24 protein-coding genes are annotated in these 24,763 nt (G+C 75.8%); 10 read left to right on the forward strand and 14 right to left on the reverse strand.

Going from position 1 to position 24,763, the window contains the following annotated elements; translation table 11 throughout:
- Positions 1-90 precede the first annotated feature (90 nt).
- The 7 genes from BM048_RS15660 (at position 91) to BM048_RS15690 (ending at position 8,875) form a co-directional block, all read left to right on the forward strand.
- Complete coding sequence (locus BM048_RS15660) at positions 91-1,548, forward strand: DUF3375 domain-containing protein (protein ID WP_090034469.1); 1,458 nt, start codon at positions 91-93, stop codon at positions 1,546-1,548.
- Complete coding sequence (locus BM048_RS15665; protein ID WP_090034470.1) at positions 1,545-2,360, forward strand: DUF4194 domain-containing protein; 816 nt, start codon at positions 1,545-1,547, stop codon at positions 2,358-2,360. The genes BM048_RS15660 and BM048_RS15665 overlap by 4 nt, the downstream gene beginning before the upstream one ends.
- Positions 2,357-5,749, forward strand: a complete 3,393-nt coding sequence (locus BM048_RS15670) for an ATP-binding protein (protein WP_090034471.1) — start codon at positions 2,357-2,359, stop codon at positions 5,747-5,749. The genes BM048_RS15665 and BM048_RS15670 overlap by 4 nt, the downstream gene beginning before the upstream one ends.
- Before the next feature lie 77 nt (positions 5,750-5,826).
- Positions 5,827-6,990 carry a Wadjet anti-phage system protein JetD domain-containing protein gene (locus tag BM048_RS15675; protein ID WP_090034472.1) on the forward strand — a complete coding sequence of 388 codons (1,164 nt, stop codon included), beginning with the start codon at positions 5,827-5,829 and terminating at the stop codon, positions 6,988-6,990.
- Between the two features lie 347 nt (positions 6,991-7,337).
- Complete coding sequence (locus BM048_RS15680; RefSeq protein WP_090034473.1) at positions 7,338-7,919, forward strand: hypothetical protein; 582 nt, start codon at positions 7,338-7,340, stop codon at positions 7,917-7,919.
- A 268-nt stretch (positions 7,920-8,187) separates the two neighbouring features.
- Complete coding sequence (locus tag BM048_RS15685; protein ID WP_090034474.1) at positions 8,188-8,523, forward strand: ArsR/SmtB family transcription factor; 336 nt, start codon at positions 8,188-8,190, stop codon at positions 8,521-8,523.
- Positions 8,489-8,875 (forward strand): VOC family protein, encoded by a 387-nt coding sequence (locus BM048_RS15690; protein WP_090034475.1) that lies wholly within the window; start codon positions 8,489-8,491, stop codon positions 8,873-8,875. The genes BM048_RS15685 and BM048_RS15690 overlap by 35 nt, the downstream gene beginning before the upstream one ends.
- Positions 8,876-9,623: 748 nt before the next feature.
- Here BM048_RS15690 and BM048_RS15695 read toward each other — a convergent pair.
- The 4 genes from BM048_RS15695 to BM048_RS15710 all read right to left on the reverse strand — a co-directional run bounded on the left by BM048_RS15695 (position 9,624) and on the right by BM048_RS15710 (position 12,136).
- A complete protein-coding gene (locus tag BM048_RS15695; RefSeq protein WP_090034476.1) occupies positions 9,624-10,034 on the reverse strand; it encodes a type II toxin-antitoxin system VapC family toxin in 411 nt (136 codons plus the stop codon).
- Complete coding sequence (locus BM048_RS15700) at positions 10,025-10,246, reverse strand: type II toxin-antitoxin system Phd/YefM family antitoxin (RefSeq protein WP_090034477.1); 222 nt, start codon at positions 10,244-10,246, stop codon at positions 10,025-10,027. The genes BM048_RS15695 and BM048_RS15700 overlap by 10 nt, the downstream gene beginning before the upstream one ends.
- A 75-nt stretch (positions 10,247-10,321) precedes the next feature.
- Complete coding sequence (locus BM048_RS15705; RefSeq protein WP_239078987.1) at positions 10,322-10,969, reverse strand: response regulator; 648 nt, start codon at positions 10,967-10,969, stop codon at positions 10,322-10,324.
- A gap of 36 nt (positions 10,970-11,005) precedes the next feature.
- Positions 11,006-12,136: a sensor histidine kinase gene (locus BM048_RS15710; protein WP_090034479.1), complete on the reverse strand. Its 1,131-nt coding sequence runs from the start codon at positions 12,134-12,136 to the stop codon at positions 11,006-11,008.
- Positions 12,137-12,283: 147 nt separating this feature from the next.
- Between BM048_RS15710 and BM048_RS15715 the strand changes: the two genes are divergently transcribed.
- Both BM048_RS15715 and BM048_RS15720 read left to right on the forward strand, forming a co-directional pair.
- Entirely contained in the window at positions 12,284-13,012 is a 729-nt protein-coding gene (locus BM048_RS15715; protein WP_090034480.1) for a hypothetical protein, read from the forward strand.
- 270 nt (positions 13,013-13,282) lie between these two features.
- Positions 13,283-14,287: an RDD family protein gene (locus BM048_RS15720; protein WP_090034481.1), complete on the forward strand. Its 1,005-nt coding sequence runs from the start codon at positions 13,283-13,285 to the stop codon at positions 14,285-14,287.
- Positions 14,288-14,308: 21 nt separating this feature from the next.
- Here the strand turns inward: BM048_RS15720 and BM048_RS15725 are convergent, their stop codons facing one another.
- The 7 genes from BM048_RS15725 to BM048_RS15755 form a co-directional block, all read right to left on the reverse strand.
- Complete coding sequence (locus BM048_RS15725) at positions 14,309-15,070, reverse strand: DUF899 domain-containing protein (protein ID WP_090034482.1); 762 nt, start codon at positions 15,068-15,070, stop codon at positions 14,309-14,311.
- Positions 15,071-15,089: 19 nt separating this feature from the next.
- A complete protein-coding gene (locus BM048_RS15730) occupies positions 15,090-15,386 on the reverse strand; it encodes an Rdx family protein (protein WP_090034483.1) in 297 nt (98 codons plus the stop codon).
- A gap of 56 nt (positions 15,387-15,442) precedes the next feature.
- Positions 15,443-16,123, reverse strand: a complete 681-nt coding sequence (locus BM048_RS15735; protein ID WP_090034484.1) for a response regulator transcription factor — start codon at positions 16,121-16,123, stop codon at positions 15,443-15,445.
- Positions 16,114-18,258, reverse strand: a complete 2,145-nt coding sequence (locus BM048_RS15740) for a sensor histidine kinase (RefSeq protein ID WP_090034485.1) — start codon at positions 18,256-18,258, stop codon at positions 16,114-16,116. The genes BM048_RS15735 and BM048_RS15740 overlap by 10 nt, the downstream gene beginning before the upstream one ends.
- A 32-nt stretch (positions 18,259-18,290) precedes the next feature.
- A complete protein-coding gene (locus BM048_RS15745; protein WP_090034486.1) occupies positions 18,291-18,998 on the reverse strand; it encodes a hypothetical protein in 708 nt (235 codons plus the stop codon).
- A 140-nt stretch (positions 18,999-19,138) separates the two neighbouring features.
- Positions 19,139-19,726 carry an NUDIX hydrolase gene (locus BM048_RS15750; protein WP_090034555.1) on the reverse strand — a complete coding sequence of 196 codons (588 nt, stop codon included), beginning with the start codon at positions 19,724-19,726 and terminating at the stop codon, positions 19,139-19,141.
- Positions 19,723-20,052 carry a hypothetical protein gene (locus BM048_RS15755; protein WP_203708961.1) on the reverse strand — a complete coding sequence of 110 codons (330 nt, stop codon included), beginning with the start codon at positions 20,050-20,052 and terminating at the stop codon, positions 19,723-19,725. The genes BM048_RS15750 and BM048_RS15755 overlap by 4 nt, the downstream gene beginning before the upstream one ends.
- 118 nt (positions 20,053-20,170) lie before the next feature.
- Between BM048_RS15755 and BM048_RS15760 the strand changes: the two genes are divergently transcribed.
- On the forward strand, positions 20,171-20,707 hold the full coding sequence (locus BM048_RS15760) for a hypothetical protein (RefSeq protein ID WP_139224500.1): 537 nt from the start codon (positions 20,171-20,173) through the stop codon (positions 20,705-20,707).
- Positions 20,708-20,801: 94 nt separating this feature from the next.
- Here the strand turns inward: BM048_RS15760 and BM048_RS15765 are convergent, their stop codons facing one another.
- The 3 genes from BM048_RS15765 to BM048_RS15775 all read right to left on the reverse strand — a co-directional run bounded on the left by BM048_RS15765 (position 20,802) and on the right by BM048_RS15775 (position 24,750).
- On the reverse strand, positions 20,802-21,392 hold the full coding sequence (locus BM048_RS15765; protein WP_090034489.1) for a DUF4190 domain-containing protein: 591 nt from the start codon (positions 21,390-21,392) through the stop codon (positions 20,802-20,804).
- Positions 21,393-21,526: 134 nt separating this feature from the next.
- On the reverse strand, positions 21,527-23,002 hold the full coding sequence (locus BM048_RS15770; protein WP_090034491.1) for a hypothetical protein: 1,476 nt from the start codon (positions 23,000-23,002) through the stop codon (positions 21,527-21,529).
- Positions 22,999-24,750, reverse strand: a complete 1,752-nt coding sequence (locus BM048_RS15775) for a hypothetical protein (protein WP_139224501.1) — start codon at positions 24,748-24,750, stop codon at positions 22,999-23,001. The genes BM048_RS15770 and BM048_RS15775 overlap by 4 nt, the downstream gene beginning before the upstream one ends.
- Between the last annotated feature and the right edge of the window lie 13 nt (positions 24,751-24,763).

The raw sequence follows: 24,763 nt of genomic DNA on the forward strand, positions 1-24,763 counted from the left end.
AGACGGGTGGGCCTTGGTCGGACCTGGTGAGCCGCGACGGCGATGACGGAGAGGGTCCGGCTGTCGGTGGCGTGACCTACCGTCGCTGCCGTGACCGCGCTGCACCGCACGCTGGAGGCGTCGCGCCTGGCCGAAGGGCCGGCGTGGACGCTGCTGCGCGCCGACCACCGGGCCGTCGCGGTCGGGGTGCTCGGCGAGCACCTCGGCGGTGAGGTGCGCCGCCTGGCGGCCCCGGTGCTCGCCGAGCGCCTGGAGGAGGACCTGGTCGTGCTCCGGGACCACGGGTTCGCCCTGCCTCAGACCGCGCAGGCCTACCTCAAGGAGTGGACCGACCAGGGCTGGCTCGTGCGGCGGCCCGCCGAGGGGCGCGAGGAGACGCTCGAGCTGTCCGACGGCGCCCTGGCGGCGCTGCGCTTCGTCGCCGGGGTGGCCGAGGCGCGGCGGACGGTGACCGAGTCGCGGCTCGTCACCATCGTCGAACGCCTGCGGGCGCTGGCGGTGGCCACGGATCCCGACGCCTCGTCGCGTCTGGCCGCCCTCATGGCCGAGCGGGACCGGCTCGAGGCCCGCATCGCACAGGTCGAGGCCGGTGAGGTGGACGTGCTCGCGCCGGAGCGTGCGCTCGAGCAGGCGCGGGACCTGCTGGCGCTCGCGGCGGAGCTGCCCGCGGACTTCGCCCGGGTGCGCGCCGAGCTCGAGCGCATCAACGTCGAGCTGCGGCGTCGGCTGGTCGAGGACCCCGACGAGCGCGGCGCGGTCCTCGACGACGTCTTCCGCGGCGTGGACCACCTCGCCGACTCCGACGCCGGGCGGAGCTTCGACGGGTTCCACGCGCTCATGCTGGATCCGGAGCTGTCGGCCGACGTCGAGGGGACGGTCGCGGCGGTGCTGGACCGGCCGTTCGCCACGGCGTTGGGCGAGGGGCGCCGGTCGCTGCGGCGGCTCATGCCGACTCTGCAGGACTCGAGCACCGAGGTGCACGACGTCATGACGTCCTTCAGCCGGAGCCTGCGGCGCTTCGTGCAGAGCCGCGAGCTCGGCGAGGAGCGGCACCTGCACCGCCTCCTGCAGGACGCCCAGCGGGACGCGCTCGCGGTCGCCGAGCGGGTGCCGCCGTTCCGTCGGCTCGACCTGACGCTCGACCTGTCCTCGGTGCCGGTGGGGTCGGTCGCCGCCCTGGTGCTGCACGACCCCGCCGACGCCCGCGTCGCGGCCGACGTGCTGCCGGCGGCGGTGCCGCCGGTCGACGTGGCCGCGCTGCGGGAGCTGGCGCGGGCGTCCGAGATCGACCTGCGCGAGCTGCAGACGCACGTCGACGAGGTCCTGGTCACGCAGGGGACTGCGACGATCGGGGAGGTGCTCGCCGCCCGTCCCGCCACGCAGGGGGTGGCGAGCGTCGTCGGGCTGCTCGTGCTGGCGGAGGAGCAGGGGACGCGGCTGGAGGGCGAGGAGGAGACGGTGGCGTGGACGTCGACGACCGGGGTCGAGCGGTGCGGCACGGTGCCGCGGTACCTCTTCGTGCGGCGGACCGCCGAGGTGGTCCGGTGAGCGCGGCGGTCGAGGAGACCACAAGTCCTCGTGATGACGGTGGGGCCGGCGCCGGGCTCGACGACGCGCCCCGCGGGGACGGGCTCTGGGCGGACGACACGGGCACGCTGCGCGAGGCGTCGCGGCGGGCGCTCGTCGCCCTGGTGCGCGGGCCCTACCTCTCCGCCGAACGCCAGGCCCAGCTGTGGTCGGCGCTCCTCGTCGACGAGCCCGCCGTCCGCTCCCGGCTGGCCGACCTCTTCCTCGGGCTCGTGGTCGACCACGAGGCCGGCGTCGCGTTCGTGCGGAACGTCGACGACGACGCCCTCGCCGCGCCCACGGTGGTGCGCAGCGTCGGTCTGACGTTCATGGACACCGCGATGCTCCTGCACCTGCGGGGGCTGCTCGTCCGCGCCGCGGGCGGCGAGCGGGTGATCGTCGGCGAGGACGAGGTCGTCGAGCAGCTCGCCGTCTACCGTGCGGCGACCAGCACGGACGCCGCCGGCTTCGCGAAGCGCGTGCGGGCCTCCTGGCGCAAGCTCGACGACTACGGCCTGCTGCAGCGCACGTCCTCCGAGGGGCGCTGGGAGGTCTCGCCCGTCCTGCGGCTGGTCTTCGGGGCGGAGCAGGTGGCGGCCGTGCAGGGGGAGTACCGGCGCCTGCTCGAAGGGCCGGGAGGTGCGTCCGTCGGCGACAGGGTGCCGGGTGACGAGCGATCGGGCGACGAGGTGCAGGGCCACGCGGAGGCGGCGTCGGCCGGAGCCGGCGGAGCCGCCGATGTCGGCAACGACGCAGACGGGCGGGACGTCATCGGCGAGGAGGGCGTGCGGTGACGGCGCTGCCGACGGGCGGCCGGCAGGACGTCCTCGCCCTCGACGGCGAGCCCGACGACGACCCGGGCCGAGAGGTAGGCCCTCCGGGGCCCGAGCACCCCGGCCAGTGGCGGCTCGACCGCGTCGAGGTGGTCAACTGGGGCACGTTCGACGGGCACCACGTCGTGGACGTCGCGCGCTCCGGCTTCCTCTTGACGGGGCACTCCGGCTCCGGGAAGTCGTCGCTGCTCGACGCGGTCGCGGCCGTGCTGACGCCGCGCGGCCGCCTGCGCTTCAACGCCGCAGCCGCGGATGCGGGGCAGCAAGGCCAGGACCGCACCGTCGCCTCCTACGTCCGCGGGGCGTGGAGCCGCCAGGCCGACGAGCTCACCGGCGAGGTGGTGAGCCAGCACCTCCGCACCGGCGCGACGTGGAGCGGCATCCTGCTGCGGTACGCCGACGGCACCGCCCGGCCGCCCGTGCACCTGGTCAAGCTCCTGCACATGCGGCGCAGCGCGGCCACCGCCTCCGAGGTGTCGGACCAGCACCTGCTGACGACGACACCGCTCGGCCTGCTCGACCTCGCGCCCTATGCGGCGAACGGGCTCGAGGCGCGCCGGCTGAAGCAGGCGTACCCCGACGCGACCGTGACCGATCGCCACAGCGTCTTCGCCGCCCGCTTCACGCGGCTGCTCGGCATGCGGGGGGACAACGCGCTCGAGCTGCTCCACCGCACGCAGGCGGCGAAGAACCTCGGCAGCCTCGACGAGCTCTTCCGCGGCTACATGCTCGACGAGCCCGCGACGTTCCGGCTCGCCGAGACCGCGGTGGAGCAGTTCGCCGAGCTCTCGCAGGCGCACGCCGCGGTCGTCGAGGCGCGCGACCAGGTGGCGCACCTCGCCCCGCTCGAGGCCCTGTCCGCCGGGTACGACGAGGCCGAGCACGCGCTCCGGCACGCCGAGACGCTGCGGGACGTGCTGCCCGTCGTGACGGACGCCTGGCGCCGCCGCCTGGTGGAGGAGGAGTCCGAGCGCACCCGCTCGGCCCTGGAGATCGCCGACGCCGACCGCGTGCGTGCCGAGGTGGAGCGGGCCCTCGCCGACCGGGCCGTCCTCGGCGCGGAGGCGGCGCTCGACGAGCGCGGGGGCCGTGCAGTGCGGGAAGCCGCGGACGCGGTGGCGACGGCGGAGGGCTCGCTGCGGCAGGTCGCGGCGTCCCGCCTCGAGGTCGCCGCCGCCCTGGAGGCGGTGGGGGTCGCCATGCCCGGCACCGCCGCGGAGTGGGCGGAGCTGCGCGCCCAGGCGGCCCGCGAGCGGGCGGAGCTGGCCACGGGGGCCACGGCCCGGCGCGAGCGGCTCCGGGACGCCTACGGCGCCGACTCGACGGCGGCCGGCGAGGTGCACCGGCTGGAGCGGGAGCTCGACGTCCTGCGGCGGGTGCGATCCAATCTCGACGCCGGCCTGATCGACGCCCGTCGTCGGGTCGCCGCCGCGGCGGGGATCGGGGAGCGCGAGCTGCCGTTCGCGGGCGAGCTGCTGCAGGTGCGCCCCGAGCACGCCGCGTGGGCGGGGGCGATCGAGCGCGCGCTGCGGCCGCTGGCCGTCGTGCTGCTCGTGCCGGCCGTGCACCGGCACGCCGTGGTGGCCGCGGTGGACGCCACCCACCTGGGCGCCCGCCTCCGGCTGGAGGTCGTGGCGCCCGACGTCGCCGGGCCGCCGCGCAGCGTGGGGGAGCGCTCGCTCGTCCGTCGGGTCGAGGTCAGGCCCGGGGCGTTCGCCCCCTGGCTGGGGAGCACGCTGTCGCGCACCTACGACCTGGAGTGCGTCGAGCAGGTCGCGGACCTGCACCTCGTCGACCGCGGCCTCACCCGTGCCGGGCAGGTCAAGCGGGGACCCCGCAGCTTCGACAAGGACGACCGGCGGCGCGTCGACGACCGCGAGGGCTGGGTCCTCGGATGGGACAACGCCGACAAGGTCGAGCACCTGCTCGGTCTGCTCCGGACGGCTCAGGGGGTGGCCGCGCGGGCGGCGGAGGCCGCGCGCCGCGCCCAGGGGGACGACGAGGCGGCGGTCCGGCGGGAGCAGACGCTGTCGGTCGTCGAGCAGCGTCCGTGGGACGAGCTCGACGTCTCGGCCGCCGAGAGCCGGCTCGAGGCGGCCCGCCGCGCCCACGCGCGGCTGCTCGCCGCGAGCGAGGACCTCCGTGCGGCCCAGCACGCGCTCGCCCAGGCGCAGGACGAGGCCCGCCGCGCCCGCAAGGTCCAGGACGAGACCCAGCAGCGGGTGTCCGACCTGCGGGGCGAGCTGAGGACCCTGTCCCGCCGGCACGAGGGGCTCGCCGACGCGGACGACGCGCACGTCGCCCCGGAGGTCCGCGACGAGCTGCACCGCCGCTACCGCGAACGGCGCCGCGCCCTGACGTCGGAGAACCTGTCGGACGTCGGCATGCAGGTCCAGCGAGCGCTGGAGAACGAGCGCGCCGCGGCCCTCGAGCGGCGGGCGCAGGCGGAGCAGCAGATCGTCGCGCTGCAGGGGTCGTTCCGCGACCGCTGGCGCGGGCTGGCCGGTGACCTGACGGGGCATGTCGACGATCGCCCGGGCTACCTCGACGTCCTGCGGCGGCTGCGCGCCGACCGGCTGCCGGAGTTCGAGACCCGGTTCTTCGAGCTCCTCGGGCGGCAGTCGCAACGCAACGTCGGCGTCCTGCGCCAGACGGTGCTGCGGGCCCTCGGCGAGATCCGCGACCGCATCGACCCCGTCAACCGGTCGCTGCGGCGCTCGGCCTTCGACCGCGGGCGGTACCTGCAGATCCGCCCGCAGGAGAGCCGGACGCCTGCCGTCGTCGACTTCCTGGCGGACCTGCGGACGATCTCGGAGGGCTCCTGGGCGCCGGAGGACCGTGTCGCCGCCGAGGCGCGGTTCGCGGTCATGGCACGGCTCATGCGCCGCCTGCAGTCCTCCGACGCCGCGGACCGCGCCTGGCGCGCGCAGTGCCTCGACACCCGACGCCACGTCACCTTCGTCGGCCTCGAGGTCGACGAGGAGGGCACCGTCCTCAACGTCCACGACTCCGCGGCTGGGCTGTCCGGCGGGCAGCGGCAGAAGCTCGTCGTCTTCTGCCTCGCGGCGGCGTTGCGCTACCAGCTCGCCGGGGACGACGAGGCCGTGCCGGGGTACGGCACCGTGGTCCTGGACGAGGCGTTCGACAAGGCCGACAGCCGCTTCACCGCCATGGCCATGGATGTCTTCCTCGAGTTCGGGTTCCACATGGTGCTCGCGACGCCGCTGAAGCTGCTGCAGACCCTCGAGGAGTACGTCGGCGGCATCGGGCTGGTCACCTGCACGGACTTCCGCGCCTCGCACGTCGGGCTGGTCGGCGTGCGGGACGGCCAGCTGGTGGACGCGGGGTGAGGCTCCGACGGTCGTCCGCCGCTGCCGCCGGGACGGGCGGAGGCGCTCCTCGTCGTCCTCCCGTCACTCCCGACGAGGTGCGGGACCGCGCCCGGGCCGCCTTCCGCCGGCACGGGGCGCGGTGGGCGGTGGCGCAGGCGGTCCCGGCGGCGGTCGGCGACGCGGACGGGGACGGGGTGGGCGGCCGGTCGGAGGCCGTGCTCGACGTGCCGCTGCACCCGCCGACGGAGCGGGCGGCGCTCGCGGACCCCGGCGCTGCCGTCGCCTGGGTTGCCGCGTGGCGGGACCCGGGTATGACCGGCGACGTGACGATCCGCTGGGAGGTCCGGGCGTGGTCGGGCCTCGGGCGGCAGGAGGTCCCGGTCCGGGTCCGGTTCGGCGACGCAGCCACGGTGGCGGCCGCGGCGGGGACGACCGAGGAGTGGCACCGTCTGGTGACGCGGTGCGAGGGGCTTGTCCAGCGCTGGGGCCGCTCGTCGCTGCTCGCCGAGGCGATGCGTCGGCACGCCCCCGTGCTCGGTGAGCTGCCCGACGAGGAGCTGGCGCGGCTCGTGGCCGTGGTCGACTGGTTCGTCGACCACCCCCGCTCGGGTCTGCTGGTGCGACAGGTGCCCGTCCCCGGCGTGCACACGAAGTGGGTGGAGACGCACCGGGGGATCGTCACTGGGCTCGTCGCGGCGCGCACCGGGTCCTCCGACCTCGGCCTCGTCGAGCCCGCTCCGCTGGTACGGGTGCGCGTCCTCGACCCGACCCTGCGCCCCGGCGGCCTGCACGACCTCGCGACGGACCTGGCCGGGCTCGCCCGCTTGGCGCTGCCGGTGCGGCGGGTGGTCCTCGTCGAGAACCTGGCCTGCCTGCAGCCGCTGCCGGACGCACCCGGAGTGGTGGCCGTGCACGGTTCGGGGTACGCCGTCGACCGGCTCCGCGACGTGCCGTGGCTCGCGGACGCGCCCGTCACCTACTGGGGAGACCTCGACAGCCACGGCTTCTCGATCCTCGACCGGGTGCGGGCGCACCTGCCGCACGTCGACAGCGTCCTCATGGACCTGTCCACGCTGCGCGCCCACCGGGACCTGTGCGTGCCCGAGCCGATCCCCGCTACCGGGGAGCTGACCCGGCTGACACCCGCCGAGGCTGCCGCCCGCGACGAGCTGGCCGTCCTGGGGCACGTGCGCCTCGAGCAGGAGCGACTCCCGTGGCCCGACTGCCTGCGAGCGCTGCGTCTCGATCCGGGGCGCTGAGCAGCCGCTGCCGGCGGCTCGGTCCCGCGTGCCGTGCGGTCACCTGAACCGGACAGCGGGGGCGCCACAGGCGACACGTCCGAGCGCGACGGGGTGCCGCACGTTCGTGCATCTGGGTGCGATTCGGCGTCCGCGTCACTCGCCCGAGCGCCGGTCGCCCGGATGCGCGGGTGCGGCGCCGGCCGTTTCTCCAGATCGGTGACTCAGGAGAAGGAGCGCGCGGCGGAACGGTGCTGGCGCGGCTTCGTCAGTGGGAGCCGCGATGCCAGAACGCACGCGTTCCTGAGTACAGGAGGGAGGGGTGTGAAACGCGGCCCTCCCCGAACCGACCCGCTTCAGGAGGAACCATGACCACCGCCCATGACGCCCTGCACCGCGTCCTCGACGCCTTCGCCTACGTCACCCTCGCGGCCGGCGAGCTGTCGCACGAGGACCGGCTCGCCGACGTCCTGCCCGCTCTCGACCTGCTCGACCGCACGATGCGCCGCGTCCGGACGATCGTCGCCATGCACCCCGAGACACGGGTCGGCGGACCGGTCCAGGACACCCTCTTCGCGCTCGAGGACCTCCAGGACGCCCGGCACGTCGAGGACACCGTCGCTGCAGTCGCGGCACTGCCGTCCGCGCCGGTGCGGCTCACGCTGCGTTCGGACGGCCTGTCCGGGCCGGTAGGAGCGATGCTCGGGTCCGCGACGGACGGGCAGGTCCTCACGGCGGTTCCCGATGGCGAGGGGTACCTCGTCGACCTCGCGCCGCTCCTGCAGCGGGTCGCGGACGGTCCCCTGGAGGAGATGTACCAGGACCAGGACGACTACCGGCACGACTGCGGACGGCAGCACGTCGACGACGACCCCGAGGACTGGGAGCCCGAGGTGCCGGACCGCGTGCTCGCCTTCCGCGACGCGCTGCGGAGCCGACGTCCGGCCTGACGAAGAGGGTCCGGCATCTCGTCGCACTGGAACGATCCGGGGCGGCTCGGACGCTCGGGCGTCGGGCCCAGGACGTAGATGACGGACCACTCTTCCGCCACGGTGACGGCCTGCAGCACGAGCTGGCGTCCGGCCCGCCGGAGGGTCTGCCCGTCGAGACGATCGTCCACCCCGTCCCGCCGGCCTCGGTGGTGAGCTGGCGCCCATCGACATCACTGGCCGTCGGAGGCCCTCGACAGGCAATCGCCTGCTTGCCTATGGTGGGTGAGTGCCCGATCCGCTCCGGGCGTTCGCGGACCCGACGCGGCGCGCGCTCCTTACCGAGCTGCGCGTGCGTGACGGTCAGACGCTGTTCGAGCTGTGCACGCGGCTCGCGCAGCACCACGGCCTGACGCCGACCCGGCAGGCCGTGTCTCAGCACCTCGACGTCCTGGCCGAGGCCGGTCTTGTCGACCGCCACAAGGTGGGCCGCACGCTCGTGCACCACCTCGACCTCACCCCGCTGCGGCAGGCGCTCGCGCCGTGGGCGGACCTCCTGCAGCCCGACGACGCACACCCTGAGGAGCACCGTGAAGATCCACCTGACGAGCATCCATGTCGATGACCAGGCGAAGGCGCTGGCGTTCTACACCGACGTGCTGGGCTTCCTGCCGAAGAACGACGTGCCGCTGGGGCAGCACCGCTGGCTGACCGTCGTCTCGCCCGAAGCGTCGGACGGTGTCGAGCTCGTCCTCGAGCCCGACGACCACCCGGCCGCCAAGGCGTACACGGCGGCCCTCGTCGCCGACGGCATCCCCATCACGAGCTTCGCCGTCGACGACGTCGTCGCCGAGCACGCCCGGCTCGAGGCACTGGGCGTGCGCTTCACTCAGCCGCCGGTGGAGATGGGGCCGGTCGTCACCGCGGTGCTCGACGACACGTGCGGCAACCTCGTCCAGATCGCCCAGATGCGCTGACGCCGCTCAGGACTGGTAGTCGACCCCGATGAGCCGGGCGGACGCCTCCCAGAGACCCGCGGCCGCGTGCTCGTCGGTCGCGATCGCGGCGAAGGGCACCCGAGGACGTCCGGCTCCGAGCGCAAGCCGGCGGGGCCCCAGAAGAGTCCGGGGTGCACCGATGGCGACGTGGCGGCGGCCAGGACCGCCACTGCCGCCGGCCCGGCCTCCCGGCCGATGACGGCGGCCGTCGCCCTCGTCTCCGCGCGCACGAGGGGCGACGGCTGCGTCGCGTGCATCGGGTCCGTGCCGGCGAACGGGTACCGGGACTACCCCGAGAGCGCCGTCGCGACTGCTGAGGGCATCCGCTCCCTGCTGGAGATCGGGATGCCGACCGCTGATGAAGGACATGCTGCCCTGCACGCTCGGCGGCCGCACGGAGTCGGGCTGCCCGCCGATCCTCGAGCGCATCGCCCAGCTGCGCGACGAGGTGCAGGCCCGCGCGGACCGGCTCGCCTCGCTGAGCACCTCCCTCACCGCCTACCTCAGGGCCGGCGCCCGACCGACGCCTGACCGAGCCAGAGTGCCGCCTCCTCTCCTGGCGGCACCCGCTGCGCCGGTCCGCCGCACGAGCCCCGATCATGACGGCCGTCCTCGACGACACTCGAGGCCACCTCGATCGAGATCGCGCCGATCCGCTGAGGACGGTGGCCAGCGCGCTCGCAGGACCGACCATGCGGTGCTCCGTCACCGAGCAGCGGCTGGTGCCTTACCGGCCCGTCGTCGGGTCGACGGTCCGCAGGCCCGGGACGGCACGGATGGCCGCGTCCGACGAGACGAGCGGCACCCCTTCGACGAGGGCCTGCGCGACGAGGAGCCGGTCGAAGGGGTCACGGTGCTCCCACGGCATCGAGCCGGCGAGCAGGGCGTGCTCGCCCGAGATCGCCAGCTCCTCGGCCGCGGTCTCGCGGAGCCACGCCGTCCACGTGGGCATCAGGGAGCGCCCGATCTCCAGCTTCCCGAGCCGGGTCTTCGTCGCCACCTCCATCGCGCTCGCCGCCGAGACCAGCAGGCGGTTGCGCGGGTCCCCGAGCACGTCACGCAGCTCCGGATGGACGCGGGTGGGGTCGCCGCGCAGCCACAGGACGACGTGCGTGTCCAGCAGGAAGGTCACTCCCATGCCGCGAGCTCGCCCTCGGGCAGGGGCTCGTCGAACGACGCCGGCACCTCGAACCGCATCGTCCCGAACGGCCGGCGCCACGACAGGTCCACCGGCACGAGGCGTGCGATGGGGGTGCCGGCGCGTGCGACCACCACCTCCTCCCCGCGTTCCACCCGGCTGAGGAGCTCGGAGAGGCGCGTCTTGGCCTCCTGCACGTTCACGGTCACCACCCGTCGAACCAACCAGACCAGGCTGGCGTGGTCAACCGCATGGGGGCCGCCGCGTCACTCCAGGTGCGCGTGCCGCTATGCGCCTCGCGCGACGAGCCCCGACTCGTACGCCACCACCACCGCCTGCGACCGGCTCGTGAGGTCGAGCTTGGTGAGCACGTGCGCGACGTGGCTCTTCACGGTGCTCTCGCCCAGGTGCAGCGCCCGCGCGATGTCCGCGTTGGAGGCGCCCGTGGCCATCGCGCGCAGCACGTCCCGCTCGCGCGCGGTCAGCCGGTCGAGCGCCGGCCACCGACCGGTTGCAGGGGCGGGGCCGGCGAAGCGCTCGACCATCCGCGCGACGACCGTCGGCGCCACCGTCGGCACCCCCGCCGCGGCCGCGCGGACGGCCAGGACGAGGTGCTCCTGCGGGGCGTCCTTGAGCAGGAAGCCGCACGCGCCGGCTTGCAGGGCGCGGTAGACGAGCTCGTCGGCGTCGAAGGTCGTGAGCACCAGGACCTGCGGCGCGTGCGGCAGCCGCCGGATGCGCGCGGTCGCCTCGATGCCGTCCAGGCGCGGCATGCGCACGTCCATGAGCACCACGTCGGGCGGCGGGACGGACTGCGCCGCCGCCACCGCCTCGACCCCGTCGGCCGCCTCGCCGACGACCTCCAGCCCCGGCTCCAGGTCCAGCAGCAGCCGCAGGCCGGCGCGCACGAGCCGCTGGTCGTCGGCGAGCAGCACCCGCACGGTCCGCGCGGGCTCCGACCGAAAGGGCGCTCATGCGGGGGCCAGCGGCAGCTCGGCGCGCACCCGGAAGCCGTGCGGCGCTCGCGGCCCGCTCTCGAACCGGCCGCCGTACAGGCCGACGCGCTCGGCCATCCCGACGAGGCCGTGCCCGCCCGCCGCGGCACCCATCGCTCCCGCCTCAGACGCCGGCGGACCTGCGCCGTCGTCCTCCACCTCGAGCTCGACCGCCCCCCCGCCGACGCTGACCGCCACGCGCACGTGCGCATCCGGCCCGGCGTGCTTCACCACGTTCGTCAGCGCCTCCTGCACCAGCCGGTACGCCGCCGCGTCGACGCCGGGCGGCAGGCGGGTCAGGTCGCCGGCGACGCCGACCACGACCGGCAGCCCGGCACGCCGCACGCGCGCGACGAGGGCGTCCAGCTGGGACAGGCCGGGCGCGGCGGTCTCGTCGGCGGGAGTCTGCTCGAGGGCCACGAGGCGTCGCACGTCCGCCAGCGCGTCGCGGCCCATGGTCTCGACGACGGCCAGGGCCTCCGCGGCCGCGGTCTCGTCGCCCTGCCGCAGCGCCGCCGACCCCGCCCGGGAGTGCAGGACGACGACGGCCAGGGTGTGCCCGACCACGTCGTGGAGCTCGCGCGCGATGCGCTCCCGCTCGGCGCGCAGCACGGCGGCGGCAGCGCGGCTCTCCTCCTCGGCCGCTCGCGTCCGCGACGCCTGCCGGCGCATGACGCCCCCGACGAGGAGCGGGACCGCGATCCACGCGCTCGAGACGGCGTCGCTGCCCAGGTCGGGCGTGTCGTCGAGCAGGAAGCCGCCGGTCCACGCGACCACGGCGAGCCCGACGACGGCCGTCACCGCGCTGCGCCGGCGGGCGTGCACGACGCCCGAGCCGGCCGCCACGAGCAGCGCGAGGTTCGTCGCGAGCAGTGGCGGCCCCGATGCCAGCAGCGCGACGACCGCCGTGCCGACGACCGCGACGACCGCGACGGGGTGCGACCGGCGCAGCGCGAGGGCCAGGACGGCGGTGGCGGCGAGCACGGCCTCGAGCGGCCGCAGCGGCCGCTCGCTCAGTGTCTCGACGACGAGCGCCGCACCGAGCACGAGCACCGGCCCGGCGTCGGCGAGCACCGACGCCGTGCGCCCCGCGCGAGGCCCGGCCATCGGCCCACGGTAGCGGCGCGCCCTGCCGGCCCTCCTCCGCCGAAAGGACGAGACGTCTCCGCAGGACGGGGGCGGTGCCAGCGGCCGGCGCGCTCCTAGCGTCGCCGACGTCCGCTCCTCACCGGCGACGACCCGAAGGCACCCGCCATGACCGACACCCCGTTGACCAGCCGTCCCCTCGAGGCCGACGAGACACGTCACCTCGACCTCGGCCTCCGGGGGCCCACGCCCCGGCTCGCCGACGTCCGCGCACCACGGGCCGCCGCCCTGGCACTGCTCCTCGGGCCCGTGGTGCTCGCGGTGGCCGGCGCCGTCCACCCCGACGTCCCCGGCGACGACGCCGGGCAGATCGCCGCCGCCATCGGCGACGCTGCCGGCGCGTGGCAGGCGTGGGCGGCGCTGCTGCTCGTCGGGACGGTCGTCACCGTGCCCGGCGCGCTGCGGCTGCTGCGGGTCGTCGGGCGCGGCCGGGGGAGCGGGCTCACCTTGGCCGGGGCGGTGCTCCTCGTGCTCGGGGCGGTCGGCGCCGGCGGCTTCGCGGTCGTGAACTCGCTGATGGTCAGCATGCTGCCGCCCGCGGGGACGCCGGCGCCGGAGCTGCTCGACGGGCTCGCCCGGTCCGAGACGGCCGACCCGCTCGCCGGTGCGACCGTGCTGCTGTTCTTCGTCGGGGTGCACGTCGGCTGGCCGCTGCTGCTGGCGGGTGCCACCCGCGCGCGCTGGGCGCGGCCGTGGCAGTGGGTCCTCGCGACGCTGGGCAGCGTCGCCGTCTTCGGGCTGTCGGGGCAGACGCTGCTCGTCGAGGCGCTCGGCCTGGGCGCCGTGGCCGTCGCCGCCGCACCGACTGCCGTCGCGCTGCGGCGTGCGGCCCCCTGAAACGGGACCGGCGCCTGCGTGCGCCGGTCCGCACCGGGCCGATCCCGGTCCCGGTCACCCCGAAGGAGGAGAGTCATCATGAAGAACCGTCTGCGTGCCCTGCTGGTCCTGCTTGTCAGCACAGGCCTGGTCGCGACCGCGGCCACCGCGGCCGAGGCCGGCATCCGCTTCGCACCGTGATGGTGCCGCGGGCCGCGATCGTCGGGGACGGTCGCGGCCCGCACCGGGCAGGGCCCGCCGCGATGCGCGGCGCTCTGCCACGATCAGCGCGTGATCGCTGACGGCCCCGACGACGCGGGCGACGAGCGCCGTCCCGCCATCGCGGGCCTGGACTCGCGCCGACGGCGGCTGGCCGCGCGGGTACTCGACGCCGTGCTCCTCGCCGGGGTGACGTGGTGGGTGGCCGGTGACGGCGTGCAGGCGCCCCTGCCGACGTCGGTGGTGCTGCCGCCGTTCGTGCTGCCGGCCGGGCCGACGGCGCCCGGGCCGTGGGTGGCGCTCGCGGTGCTGCTAGTCCTCCAGGGCCTTACCGGGCAGACGCCGGGCAAGAGGTTGCTCGACGTGGCCGTCGTCGACGACACGACCCATCGGCCGGTGGGTGTCGTGCGGGTGCTGCTGCGGCAGCTGGCGCACCTGCTCGACGGGTTCCTGCTGCTCGGATACGTGCGCGCGGCGGTGAACCCCGAGCGGCGGACCTTCGCCGACAGCCTCGCGCGGACGCTCGTCGTCCGGGGTGGGTCGGTGGTGCGCAATCGAGGCCCGTTCGCGCCGGTCGCCGCCCGCCGGGTCACCGTGGCGGCCCTCGTCGTCGTCGTACTGGGAGCCGGGTTCACGGTGCCGTGGTCGACGACGGTCCGCACCAGCGACGCCACGGCGCTCGCGTGCAGCTCCGCGGGTGGCGCCGTCGTCGGCACCGCAGCGACCACCGACGCCGCGACCTCGCTGACCCAGTGGCGGTGGTGGGTCCGCCGGACGTCCCCGCTCGCGCCGACGACCGTGCGGTGGTCCTGGCCCGACGACGCGTTCGACGGCCGGCTTGTCGGTGTCCACACCACGGTGCGCGACGCAGCCGGTGCGCTCGTCGGCGAGACGACGCTGGGCGGCGATCCGGCGGAGTTCACGTGGGAGGGGAGCCCGTTCGCTCCCGGCGGCGCCATCGTCTCCCTCGACCGAGCGGGTGCACCGGCGGGTGGTTGGCGGCTCGCCAGCACGCTGAAGGTCGACGACGAGGTCGTCGCGAACTGCCGCCTCGCCCTCCGCGCCACCGAGACCTGACCTGCGACGGCGCGCTCGCACTCAGTCCCGCGGGCCGTACAGCCGCGCGACGTCCCGCGAGCCCTGCCACCCCGCGCCTGCACCGCCGAGCCGCGGCCAGCCCTCCGGCGAGTCCTGCCAGTCCTCCTGCCGGCCCCAGGGCAGCAGGTCGACGAGCGGGAACGTGTGGCTGAGCTGCTCGGTGCCGCGGCCGTCGGTGTGCCAGGTGCGGTAGACGGTGTCGCCGTCGCGCAGGAAGACGTTGACGGCGTACCCCTCGTCGGGACCGGCGCCCATGTCGGCGCCAAAGGGGCTGTCCGCGGTCGAGTACCAGGTCATCCGGTTGCCGACCTTCTCGCGGTAGGCCAGCGCCTCGTCGAGCCGCCCCTGCGTCACGACGACGAAGCGCGCGTCCACCGGCTCGAGGAAGTCCAGTCGCGTGTACTGCGACGTGAATCCGGTGCAGCCGCTGCACTGCCACTCCGCGCCGGGCGACCACATGTGGTGGTAGGTGATGAGCTGGTGCCGGCCCTCGAAGACGTCGACCAGCCGGACCGGCCCGTCCTCGCCGGTGAGCGTGTACTCGGGCAGGCGGACCATGGGCAGCCGGCGGCGCTGCGCGGCGATGGCGTCGAGCTCGCGGGTGGCCGCCTTCTCGCGGCGGCGCAGGTCGGCGAGCGCGGCCGACCAGGTGTCCGCGTCGACGACGGGCGGCAGGGCGGTGTGGTGGGCAGCAGCGGTGGACTGGCGTCCTCCCTGGCGGCGGGCACACGATCGGTCAGGGCACCGGCCGCCGGGACTCATCGCGCCCGTGCCAGAAGGCTCAGGAAGGCTCCGCCGCGCGGTCGGCGTGACCCACCGCCATGTCCGGCGCGACGAGATCCCGCAGCCGGCGCTTGAGGTCCGTGATCTCGGGGAACCCGCCGTCGCGCTTGCGGTTCCACAGCGCCGTGCCGTCGACGTCGATGCGGAACACCCCGCCGTCGACCGTCGACGGCACGAGGGTCACACCGCCGAGCACCTGCTCGAACGTCGACAGCAGCTCGCCCTGGTACCACTGCGCCCGCAGCAGCCACCGGCAGCGCGTGCAGTAGGTGATGGTGACCACGGGTCCGCTCATGCGGCCATCCTCCAGCACGGCCGGCCGCTGCGTGCCCGCGCCTCCGTCCGGAGGGCTCACGACCGTGCGCGCTGGGCCGCATCCCGGCGGGGCGACCCGCCCAGCCCGGCGTCACGGGCCAGGGCGACGAGCGCGGGTCGACCGGGCGCACCCGTCTTGGCGAGCAGGGCCGTGACGTGGTTGCGCACGGTCTTCTCTGCCAGGAACAGCTTGCGGCCGATCTCGACGTTGCCGAGACCTTCCGCGACCAGCGCGAGCACCTCGAGCTCGCGAGGCGACATGTCCGCCAGCCCCTGCGGGGAGGACGCCGAGGCGCCGGCGGACGCGAGCAGCCCCGCGACACGACCGGCGAGGAGGGCGTCGAGGTGCAGCTCCCCGCGGGCGACGGCACCAACCGCTCGCGCGATGCCGTCCGCCGCGGACTCCTTCAGCAGGTACCCCCGCGCACCGGCGCGCAGGGCGGCGAGCGTGCTGGCGTCCGAGGCGTCCATGCTCAGGACGAGGACGCCGACGGTCGGGTGGGACGTGGCGAGCGTCCGCGCGACCTCGACGCCCGAGCGGTCCGGCAGGTGCAGGTCCAGCACCACGACATCGGGAGGTGCGGCGTCGACCGCCGCGAGGCACTCCGCCGCCGTGGCGGCCTGCGCCAGCACCTCGACACCCTCCTCGGCGAGCAGCATGGCCAGCCCGCGCCGGTACACGGGGTGGTCGTCGGCGAGGACGGCGGTCAGGCCCACGGCACCTCCCGGTCGTCGGGCGCCACCCGCACGAGGGTGTGCACGCGGCGAACCGGCAGCTCCGCCCGCAGCCGTGTCCCGCCGCCGGGCGCGGACGCGATGTCGACCGTTCCCCCGAGCTCCTCCGCCCGCGCCCGCATCGACGGGACGCCGGCGCCACCACGGCGCCGGGCGGCACCGGCCCCGATGCCGTCGTCACGGACCTCGACCACGAGGGACGGCGCACGCCGGGCACCGGGGGCGTCACCGCCCGGGGCCAGCCGGACGACGGCGCCGGTGGCCCTCGCGTGCCGGCGCACGTTCGTCAGCGCCTCGGCGACGATGCGGTGGGCGGCGTCCTCGACGGCGGCCGGCAGCGGCGCCGGCAGGTCGTCGGCGACCTCGACGGTCACCCGCAGGTCGTCGTCCGACAGCCGCCGCCCCAGCGCGCGCACGGCGTCGACGAGGCCGACCTGGTCGAGCGCGTCGGGCCCGAGGTGGTCGCTGACGCCCCGCACGTCGGCGGCGGCCCCGGCGGCGGTGCGTCGCAGCTCGTCGAGCACGGACCGGGCGCCATCGAGGTCGCCGCGGTCCAGCCGTCGTCGTGCCACCTCGGACTGCACGAGCAGCGCGGCCATCGCGGGACCGACGTCGTCGTGCAGCCGGGTCTGCACCGCGCGGCGCTCCTCCTCCCGCGCGCGGGCCAGGCGGTCGCGGGCCGCGGCCAGGTCCCCCGCGAGGGCGACGGCGGAGACCGCGGCGGCCAGCGGTGCCGCGAGGTCGAGGACGAGCCGCCGCTCGGTCCGGGAGTACCCCTCGCCGGTGGGCCGCGCGACCACCTCGAGCCGGCCGACGACGTCCTCGCCGCTGCGCAGGTCCGCGACCAGCCCGGCTGCGCCCTCGGCGCTCCCCACGAGCACCTCGTCGCCGCGCACCACGCGGACGCCGGGGCTGCGCAGGCCGCGTGCCAGGTCCTCGACGGCGACGGCGAGCGCGCCCCGCGGGTCGGCGCCGCCGGCCAGCAGCTGCGTCGTGCGGTGCAGTGCCGTGTAGGGGTCGCCCGCGGCACCGCCCAGCAGCCGGGACACGATGCGCTGCACGGCGACGCGGGCCGGTGCGAACCCGACGGCCACGAGCGCCGTGGCCGCCACCGACGCGACCCCGCCCCTGAGCCCGAGCAGCTCGGCCACGACCTGGACGACGACGACGTACGCCACCACCACCCCGCCGGACAGCACCAGCCCGACGACCGTCCGGTGCACGACGACCTCGACGTCGTACAGCCGGTACCGCAGCACGCTCACCGCCGCGGCGGCCGGCACGAGCAGCAGCGCCGCGTCCTGGGCGACCGTCCCCGCACGACCGAGCGACGGGGCCGCGAGGACGGTGCCGAGGGCGACCGCCCCGGCGACGAGGAGGGGTGCCACCTGTCGGCGCAGCGTCGGTCCCGCCCGGTGGAAGCGGCGCAGCAGCACGACGACCGCGAGCACCGCCGCCGCCGCCGTGAGGGCCTCGGCGACGAGCACGAGCACGTCCGCCCCGGGGACGGCCACGGGACTGGGCACCTGGGTGCCGGGGCCGAGGGCCACCGTGCCCGTCGTCGCCACGGCGAGCGTGAGCACCGCCCCGCAGGCGAGCGCGCCGACGAGCAGGGTGCGTCGGCACCGCGTCCCCGCGCCGTCGGGCACGACCAGGGGCAGCACGGCCGCCGCGAGGACGAGCCCGGGGACCCACGCCCAGCCGGCGACCCACGCGGCCGCCACCTGCAGCCCTCCGCCGGTGCCGGCCGTGACGGCGGACGCGACCACGGACAGCCCGTCGGACGCCGCGATGCCGGCGAAGACGAGCCCCACGGGGTGCCGAGGCATGCGGGTCAGCAGCAGCGCCGCGACGACCGTGCAGGCCACGGCCATGGTGGCGTCACCGAGGAGGTGCCCGTCGAGCAGGACCTCCGGGACGGGCCGGGGCTCGGGGGCGACGACGGTCGCCGTCACGACGGCCGCGCCGACGACGGCCGCCATGGCGACGGGCGCCGGCCACACCCGTGGCGGTCGGCCGGAGGGCCGTGCCGCCCGGTCGGCCGGCGTCTGCTGCGCCGGCCGTGCGGGGGCAGCCGGGACCGTCGCCGTGCCGTCGGCCGTGGCCCCCGCGGTCATCGACCCAGCGTGGTGCTCCTCGACGGCACGGGTCAACGGCGGGTCGACAGGACCAGGACGGCCCCCCCGGCCGCCCCGACGAGCCCGACGAGCGCCAGCGGCCCCGCGCCGACGGACGCGGACGCCAGCACCCCGACGACCCACAGGCCCACCGCCCAGTGCGGCACCACGCGCGAGCGGAGCAGCCCCGCAGCGAGGGCGAGCATGCCGAGCACGGCCAGCGGGACGGCGAGGAACGACACCGGCAGCGTGGCAGCCGAGCCGTCGAGGGCGGCCCCGAGCCGGACTTGCAGCTCGTCCGGCAGGCCGGCGCGCGCCGAGCCCCACAGCAGGTAGCCCCACAGGACCAGGGAGAGCGCGTTGAGCACCATCGCCAGCACGAGCACCGCACCCCCGCCGAACCTCAGCCACGCGCCGCGGCGGGTCCCGACCCGCCAGAGCGCGAGGACGAAGGGCACGTGCAGCAACGAGGCGAGCGCGTACATCAGGGCCGCCGCGAGGTAGCGGTCCGCCACCGCCGGCACAGCGGCGACCGCTTGCGCCGGGTCCCGCGGCAGCGCGGGCATGAGGGCGTTCCCCAGGACGAGCAGGGGCGGGGCGGCCAGGGCCAGCGCCGTGGTGAGGCGTCGGCGGAGGCCGACGACGGGGTCGGCGTCGTCCTGCGCCCTGTCGAGGTGCAGCACCTGCGGAGCCGCCGGAGCCGGCGCCTGCGTGGCGGACGAGGGCGGGGTGGTGGTCATGCGGCCTCCCGAGGTCGGGCCGGGGCGACGTCCCCGGCCCGCCCTACCGTCCGGGTCCCGACGTCCCGGTCACCAGGGACGCCGGTCCTCGCCGGGGACGGCCAGGGGTCCGGCCTGCCTCATGCGCCGAAATCGTGCGGTCAGGTCCGCAGCCGGGCCGCGGTGAGCGCGTGCCCCAGCCGGACGTGCAGGTCGTGCGGGACCGGCGTCGGCAGCGCGTCGACCGGCCACCACGCGACCTCGTGGCTCTCCGCGCTGGTCAGCGGCGGCACCTCGTCGGCGAACGCGACCCAGCCCGTGTCCCAGTGCGCGCGGCACCGGCCGAACGCGCCGCCGAGCGGGTGCCGGTGCAGGTCGACCGGCGCGTCCGCCCGCAGCTCCAGGTCCGCGATGCCGCCCTCCTCGCGGGCCTCGCGCAGCGCGGCCGCGGGCAGGTTCGCGTCGCCCGGCTCCACGTGGCCGCCGAGCTGCAGCCACAGCCCGGCCTTGCGGTGCAGGGCGAGCAGCACCCGTCGGTGGTCGCGGGTGAGGACGAAGGTGCTCGCCGTCAGGTGCTCCGGCCCGCCGTCGCGGTTCAGGGCCGCTGCCCCGCGCTCGCGGGTGAAGGCGACGAAGGCGTCGCGCTCGGCCCGCTGGTCCGGGTCCGTCGGCTCCCACGCGGCCAGCAGGTCCGCCGTGCGGGCGGCACGCTCGTCGGGCGACGAGACCCCGTCCGCCACCAGGCTCATCGGTCCCGCCGCCACGCCGGCGCTGCGGCGGCCACGGCGAGCGCACCGACCAGCGCCGACTGCAGCAGAACCCACCCCGCGCGTCCGCCGGGGCGCGACCGACCCATCACCGCGCCGACGCGCCGCGACGACATGACCGTCCCCGCCCCGAGCGCCGACATCACCGCGCCGACGCTCAGCGTCGATCCCAGTCCGAACAGCGACAGCGACGACCCCACGGACCCGACCGACGCGATCGACCCCACCGACCCGATCGACAGCACCGACCCGCGGGAGCCGATGCACAGGACGGAGTCCTCCGACGCGATGGACCACCTCGATGCCATGGGCGCCAGCATGCCGTGCGCGAGCCCCGTCGTCGCCGACCATCTCCGAATCGCCGGCGTCGCCGTCGTCCACAGGCCGTCCGGCGGCGTCGAGAGGCCACGGTCCACACTCCGGGCCATGTCGATCGACGTCGCACCTGCCCCGACCACCGCGCCCGTACCGCCTCGTGCTGACGAGGGGGTCGGGCGTCGGACCTTCCGCGTCATGCTGGCCGTCGCGGTCGTCATCGGTGTCGCGGGGGGCCTGCTGTGCGATGAGGAGATGGTCACCGACATGGCCGTCGTCGCCGAAGGGGAGGCGGTGCCGGCGACGGTCGTCGACGTGACGTACCGGGTGCGCGACGACGAGGTCCGCGTCGTCGCCGGCGACCGGCGCATGGCGCTACGAGCACCCGGTGCGCATCTCAGGATCGGTGACGAGCTGGACGTCGTCGTCGCCGAGGCAAGGAGGTCGCCGGTGGCACTCGGTGTGGAGGCGCACTCGTCGGGGTGGAGGACCCAAGCGGTCCTGCGGTGGCCCGCGGCCGTCGGAGCCGGAGCCGTGTTCGCCTTCGGCTCCTTGTGCGTCCTCGGGCCGCTCGTCCAGCTCGCGACGCTGCCCTTCCGGCGCCGGAGGGCTGCCGCTGCTCGTCGCTCGGCCGTCCCTGGTGCCTGACGACGACGGGCCAGGACCTCCGGCACGACTGGTGCCTCGAGGACCTGGCCCGTGGTGTCCCGCCCGACGCGGCGCGAAGCCGGCCGGACGGCTGTCAGAGCGAGACGCGACCGCCGTCGAGCAAGCCCGCGCCCTCGGCCGGCGGCGACTCGAACTGGTCGACGATCTGGTCGAGCTGCTCCTGGTCGAGGCTGCCGAACGCCGCGATGGTGGCCGCGAGCACGACCGCCGACACGACGATCGCCAGGGCGCCCAGGACGATGCCGGTGATCCCGAGCCCGCGGCCGCCGACGAGCTTGCTGCGGCGGACCGCGACGACGCCGAGGATGACGGCGACGATGCCCAGGACGATCGACAGGATGTTCACGAGCGGGATGAGGCAGCCGAGGATCGCCAGGATGCCGAGGACCAGGGCAGCGATGGCCATGCCGTTGCTGCGCGGGGGCTGCGGCTGGCCGTAGCCGCCGGCAGGCCCCATGGCGGGCGACGACCCCGCGGAGCTGCCGTAGCCGCCCGTGCTGTTGTAGCCGCCCGACGCCGGTGACTGGCCGTAGGGCGCCGCCGACGGCTGGCCGTACGTCTCGCCCGCGCCACGGCTCTCGGCGCCGGGCTGGACCTCCCACGGCTCCTGGCCGGAGCCGCGCGGCGGCGGCGGGGGCGTGGACCCGCTGTTGTCGTAGCTCACTGTCGTTCCTCCGGTCGGTCGGGACGGCTGCGGCCCGGGCGCTGCACCTGCGCACCTGCACCCGGGGGTCGGCTGAGCCTCCCACCAGCGCAGGGGCGGCGCTACCCGTCGCCGCAGCCGTCCCTCGTCGGGCGTCAGGGCACCGCCGGCGCGAGCGACGGGTCGTCCTTCGGCGGCAGGACCGGCAGCGGGGTGCACAGCTCCCCGACGACCTGGATGCCCTCGCCGACCAGCTGCACCGTCAGCGTCGTCGACCCGTCGGTGGTGACCGCCGCCGGCGGCTGGACGAGGAACGGACCGACGTACGCGGCCGCCCGGTCGAAGGCCGCCTGCGCCTCCGCCGTCCAGGTCCCGGTGATCTCGACGTCCTTGACGAGCACGAGCTGCCGCGGCAGGTACATGCCCTGCTCGTCGCCCGGCACGTCGGGGACCATCGAGCCGCGTCGCAGGCCCGGCACGTACCAGTCCTCGTCGGCCAGGAGCTCCTCGTTCCACCAGCGGGTCCCGGTGGGACCGATCCGCGTGACGACCACCGAGCAGAACGAGAACCGCACCCGCAGCTCGGTGCCCGTCGTGGTGGTCTGCGTGACCGTCGGCTGCTCGCGCACGTCGGCGAGCTCGACGTGCGCGAGCCGGTCCCGCAGGCGGATCCGGTCGAGGAGCACCCCCCGCACCGGCCGCTCGTCCGGCTCGGGGCCGGGCTCCGCGACGACGACCTCGTCGTGCAGCCGCAGCCGCCCCACGGCGGCCGCCGTCACGGCGGAGCGGGCCAGGGCCGGCCCGGCCAGCGCGTGCAGGCGCACCCCGGCCGGGACGGCGTCGGCCACGGCGACGCGCTTCGGGACGACGGACGCCACCTCCGGCGCGAGCGCCCGGAAACGCCCGAGCTGCTCCAGCCGCAGGCCCCCGGTCCGCTGCACCCGCTCGGCGACGGGCTGCACGAGCACGTCCGCGAGGTCGACGGTCCGCACCGCCTGCTCCGGCGGCGGCAGCTCGACGAGGACCCGCTCGTCCTCGCGCCGGGCCACCGCGACGGCCTCGGCCGCCGGCAGCCGCTCCAGCAGCGCCTCGTCCACCCGGCGCATCTTCCACAGCACCGGGTCGACGGGCCGGGGCGGGGCGGGGGTCGTCGTCGTGGTGCTCTCGGTGACGGTCAGCGCCGTCTCGAAGGTGCGCCACGGCGCCTCCGTCGCGACGGCGAAGTCCGTGGGCTCCACTCCGAAGGGCAGCGCCGCCGGGTTGCCGCCGAGCGCGATGCGCGCCGACCCGATGAGGTCCGCGATGCGGCTGTACGCCGGGCTGTTCGCGGGCACGGCCGGTGTGCCGTACCGCGCCGCGGTGACGTACATGCCCTTCGCCGCCCGTGACCCGATCGTCGTGCCCGGCACGCTCGTCGCGTCGTCCGTGCGCAGCAGGAGGGGGTAGTCGTACTGGTCGGCCACCCACTCCGACAGGCGCAGGGGGTTCACCTGCCCGCCCTGCACCAGGTCGTCGGCCACGGCCTGCCCGGGGTGCATCGCCAGGGCGACGCCCTCGTGCCCGTCCGGGTCGTACGCGGCCAGGATCGCGTCGGTGACCTGCTGCCCCAGGGCGACGAGCTCGTCGCTCACGGCACCGGGGCCGGCTCCGGCACGGGTGCCGGGACCGGGTCGGCCGGGACGTCCTCGTCGGACGCGAGGTTCGGGTCGTCCTTGCGCGGCGCCTCGGGCTGGATCTGGCCGATCCACCCCGCGATCTGCGAGCCCAGCAGCTCGAGCGTGCCGCCGGAGCCGCTGCGCGTGAACCGCCAGCCGCCGGAGCTGTCCGCGCCGGAGGAGAACGCCCCGTCGGACGCGGAGCTCTGGTGCTGGACGCTGCCGCCGAGCCCGAGCCAGCCCACCGACCCGCCGACGGACGTGCTCGACGAGCTCGTGGACCCGCTGCTCGACGACGACGCCTGCTCCCACGCGTCCGCCACGCTGCCGAAGTCGTCGCAGGTGATCTTCACGTTCCGCACGACGACGAACGCCTTGGGGATCATCGGCAGGAGCTTGGGCACGTCACCGATCTGGCCCGCGATGGTGCCGTCGGAGATCGCGCCCTTCTTCTGGCCGGTCAGGTACCAGCCGTCCATGTGGAAGAGGTCGCCGAGCAGCCACGGCCGCTCGATGCTGGCGACGAACCACTCGTACTCGAGCGTCGCGGTGGAGCTCTTGTCCTCGAAGTGGTTCCAGGAGCTCTCCTCGCCCGACGAGCCGTCCGTGTGCGAGTCGGACCGGTAGCCGGCGTTGGCGCTCGCGCCGAAGCCGAACATCGAGAACCCGGCGCTGCCCGACGTCGAGGACGACCGGTTGCGGTAGAAGCTCGACGAGAAGCGGTGCGAGCCGTGGCCGGACGACGCCTCGTAGTGCGAGGAGGACGTCACGACGCGCTGCACACCGAAGTCGCGGTTGGTGTGGTCCCACCAGGAGACCGGGTCGATGTACGACCACGGCACCTTGACCGCGACCGACCCGCCGAGCCCGACGCTGTAGGCGTCGTAGAGCTGGTTGGCCTTGGCGATGAGCGAGGCCGCCGCGTTGCCGCCGATGGACTGCAGCGTCGCCAGCGCGTCCTCGATCTTCTGGCCGCCCATCGCCTTGAGGTCGTTGTAGGCCTGGTCGACGGCGTCCTGCAGCGAGGCGCTGGTCACGGGCCACGACTGGCCGGACACGGGGTCGCTCATCGCCCGCGAGTAGGCGTTGGCGAAGGCGGCGCGGGCGTCGGCGAGGGTCTTGAGGTTGCGCCGGTACTGCGTGTACAGCGGCGTGTAGCCCGTGAGGTTGCCGTTGGCGTCCTGGAGGTAGAGCGTCGCCTGCGCGGCGGCGATCCGGTCCTTGACGTCCTGCGCCGGCTCGGGGATGGGCTCGGCCTGCATGCCCTTGAGCGCCGCGAAGTACTCGATGCTCACCGTGCGCTGCGGCCACGCGACCGCGACGCCGTTGTCGGTGACCATGAGCATGTCGTCGACCCGGCGGGCGGTGTTGAACGCGCTGGAGATGGCGAGCTGGAGCCTCGGGTCCGGGCCGGCGGCCGCGGCCTGGGCGGCGGGGGTCGGCGCGGTCTCCGGGCCGGTCGGCGCGGTCGTCACCGGCGGCGGCGCGAAGACGCCGGTGCTGCTGACGGCGGCGTAGGCGCTGCCGCCCGCCGGGGTCCACGGGTTGGCGTACATCTTCGGGTCCACGGGCTGGCCGATGGGCAGCTGCATGTAGACCGCGGTGGTCGACGGCGAGCCGTCGGGGTTGACGAGCGACGCGGTGACCGCGTCGTGCATCTGGTCCAGCGCGTCGAGCAGTGCCTTGCTCACGGCACCGGTCACGGGCAGGTCGTCTCCGGGCATGGTGTCCTCCGTC

The sequence above is a fragment of the Cellulomonas marina genome (assembly GCF_900111925.1).
Lineage (GTDB): Bacteria > Actinomycetota > Actinomycetes > Actinomycetales > Cellulomonadaceae > Cellulomonas > Cellulomonas marina.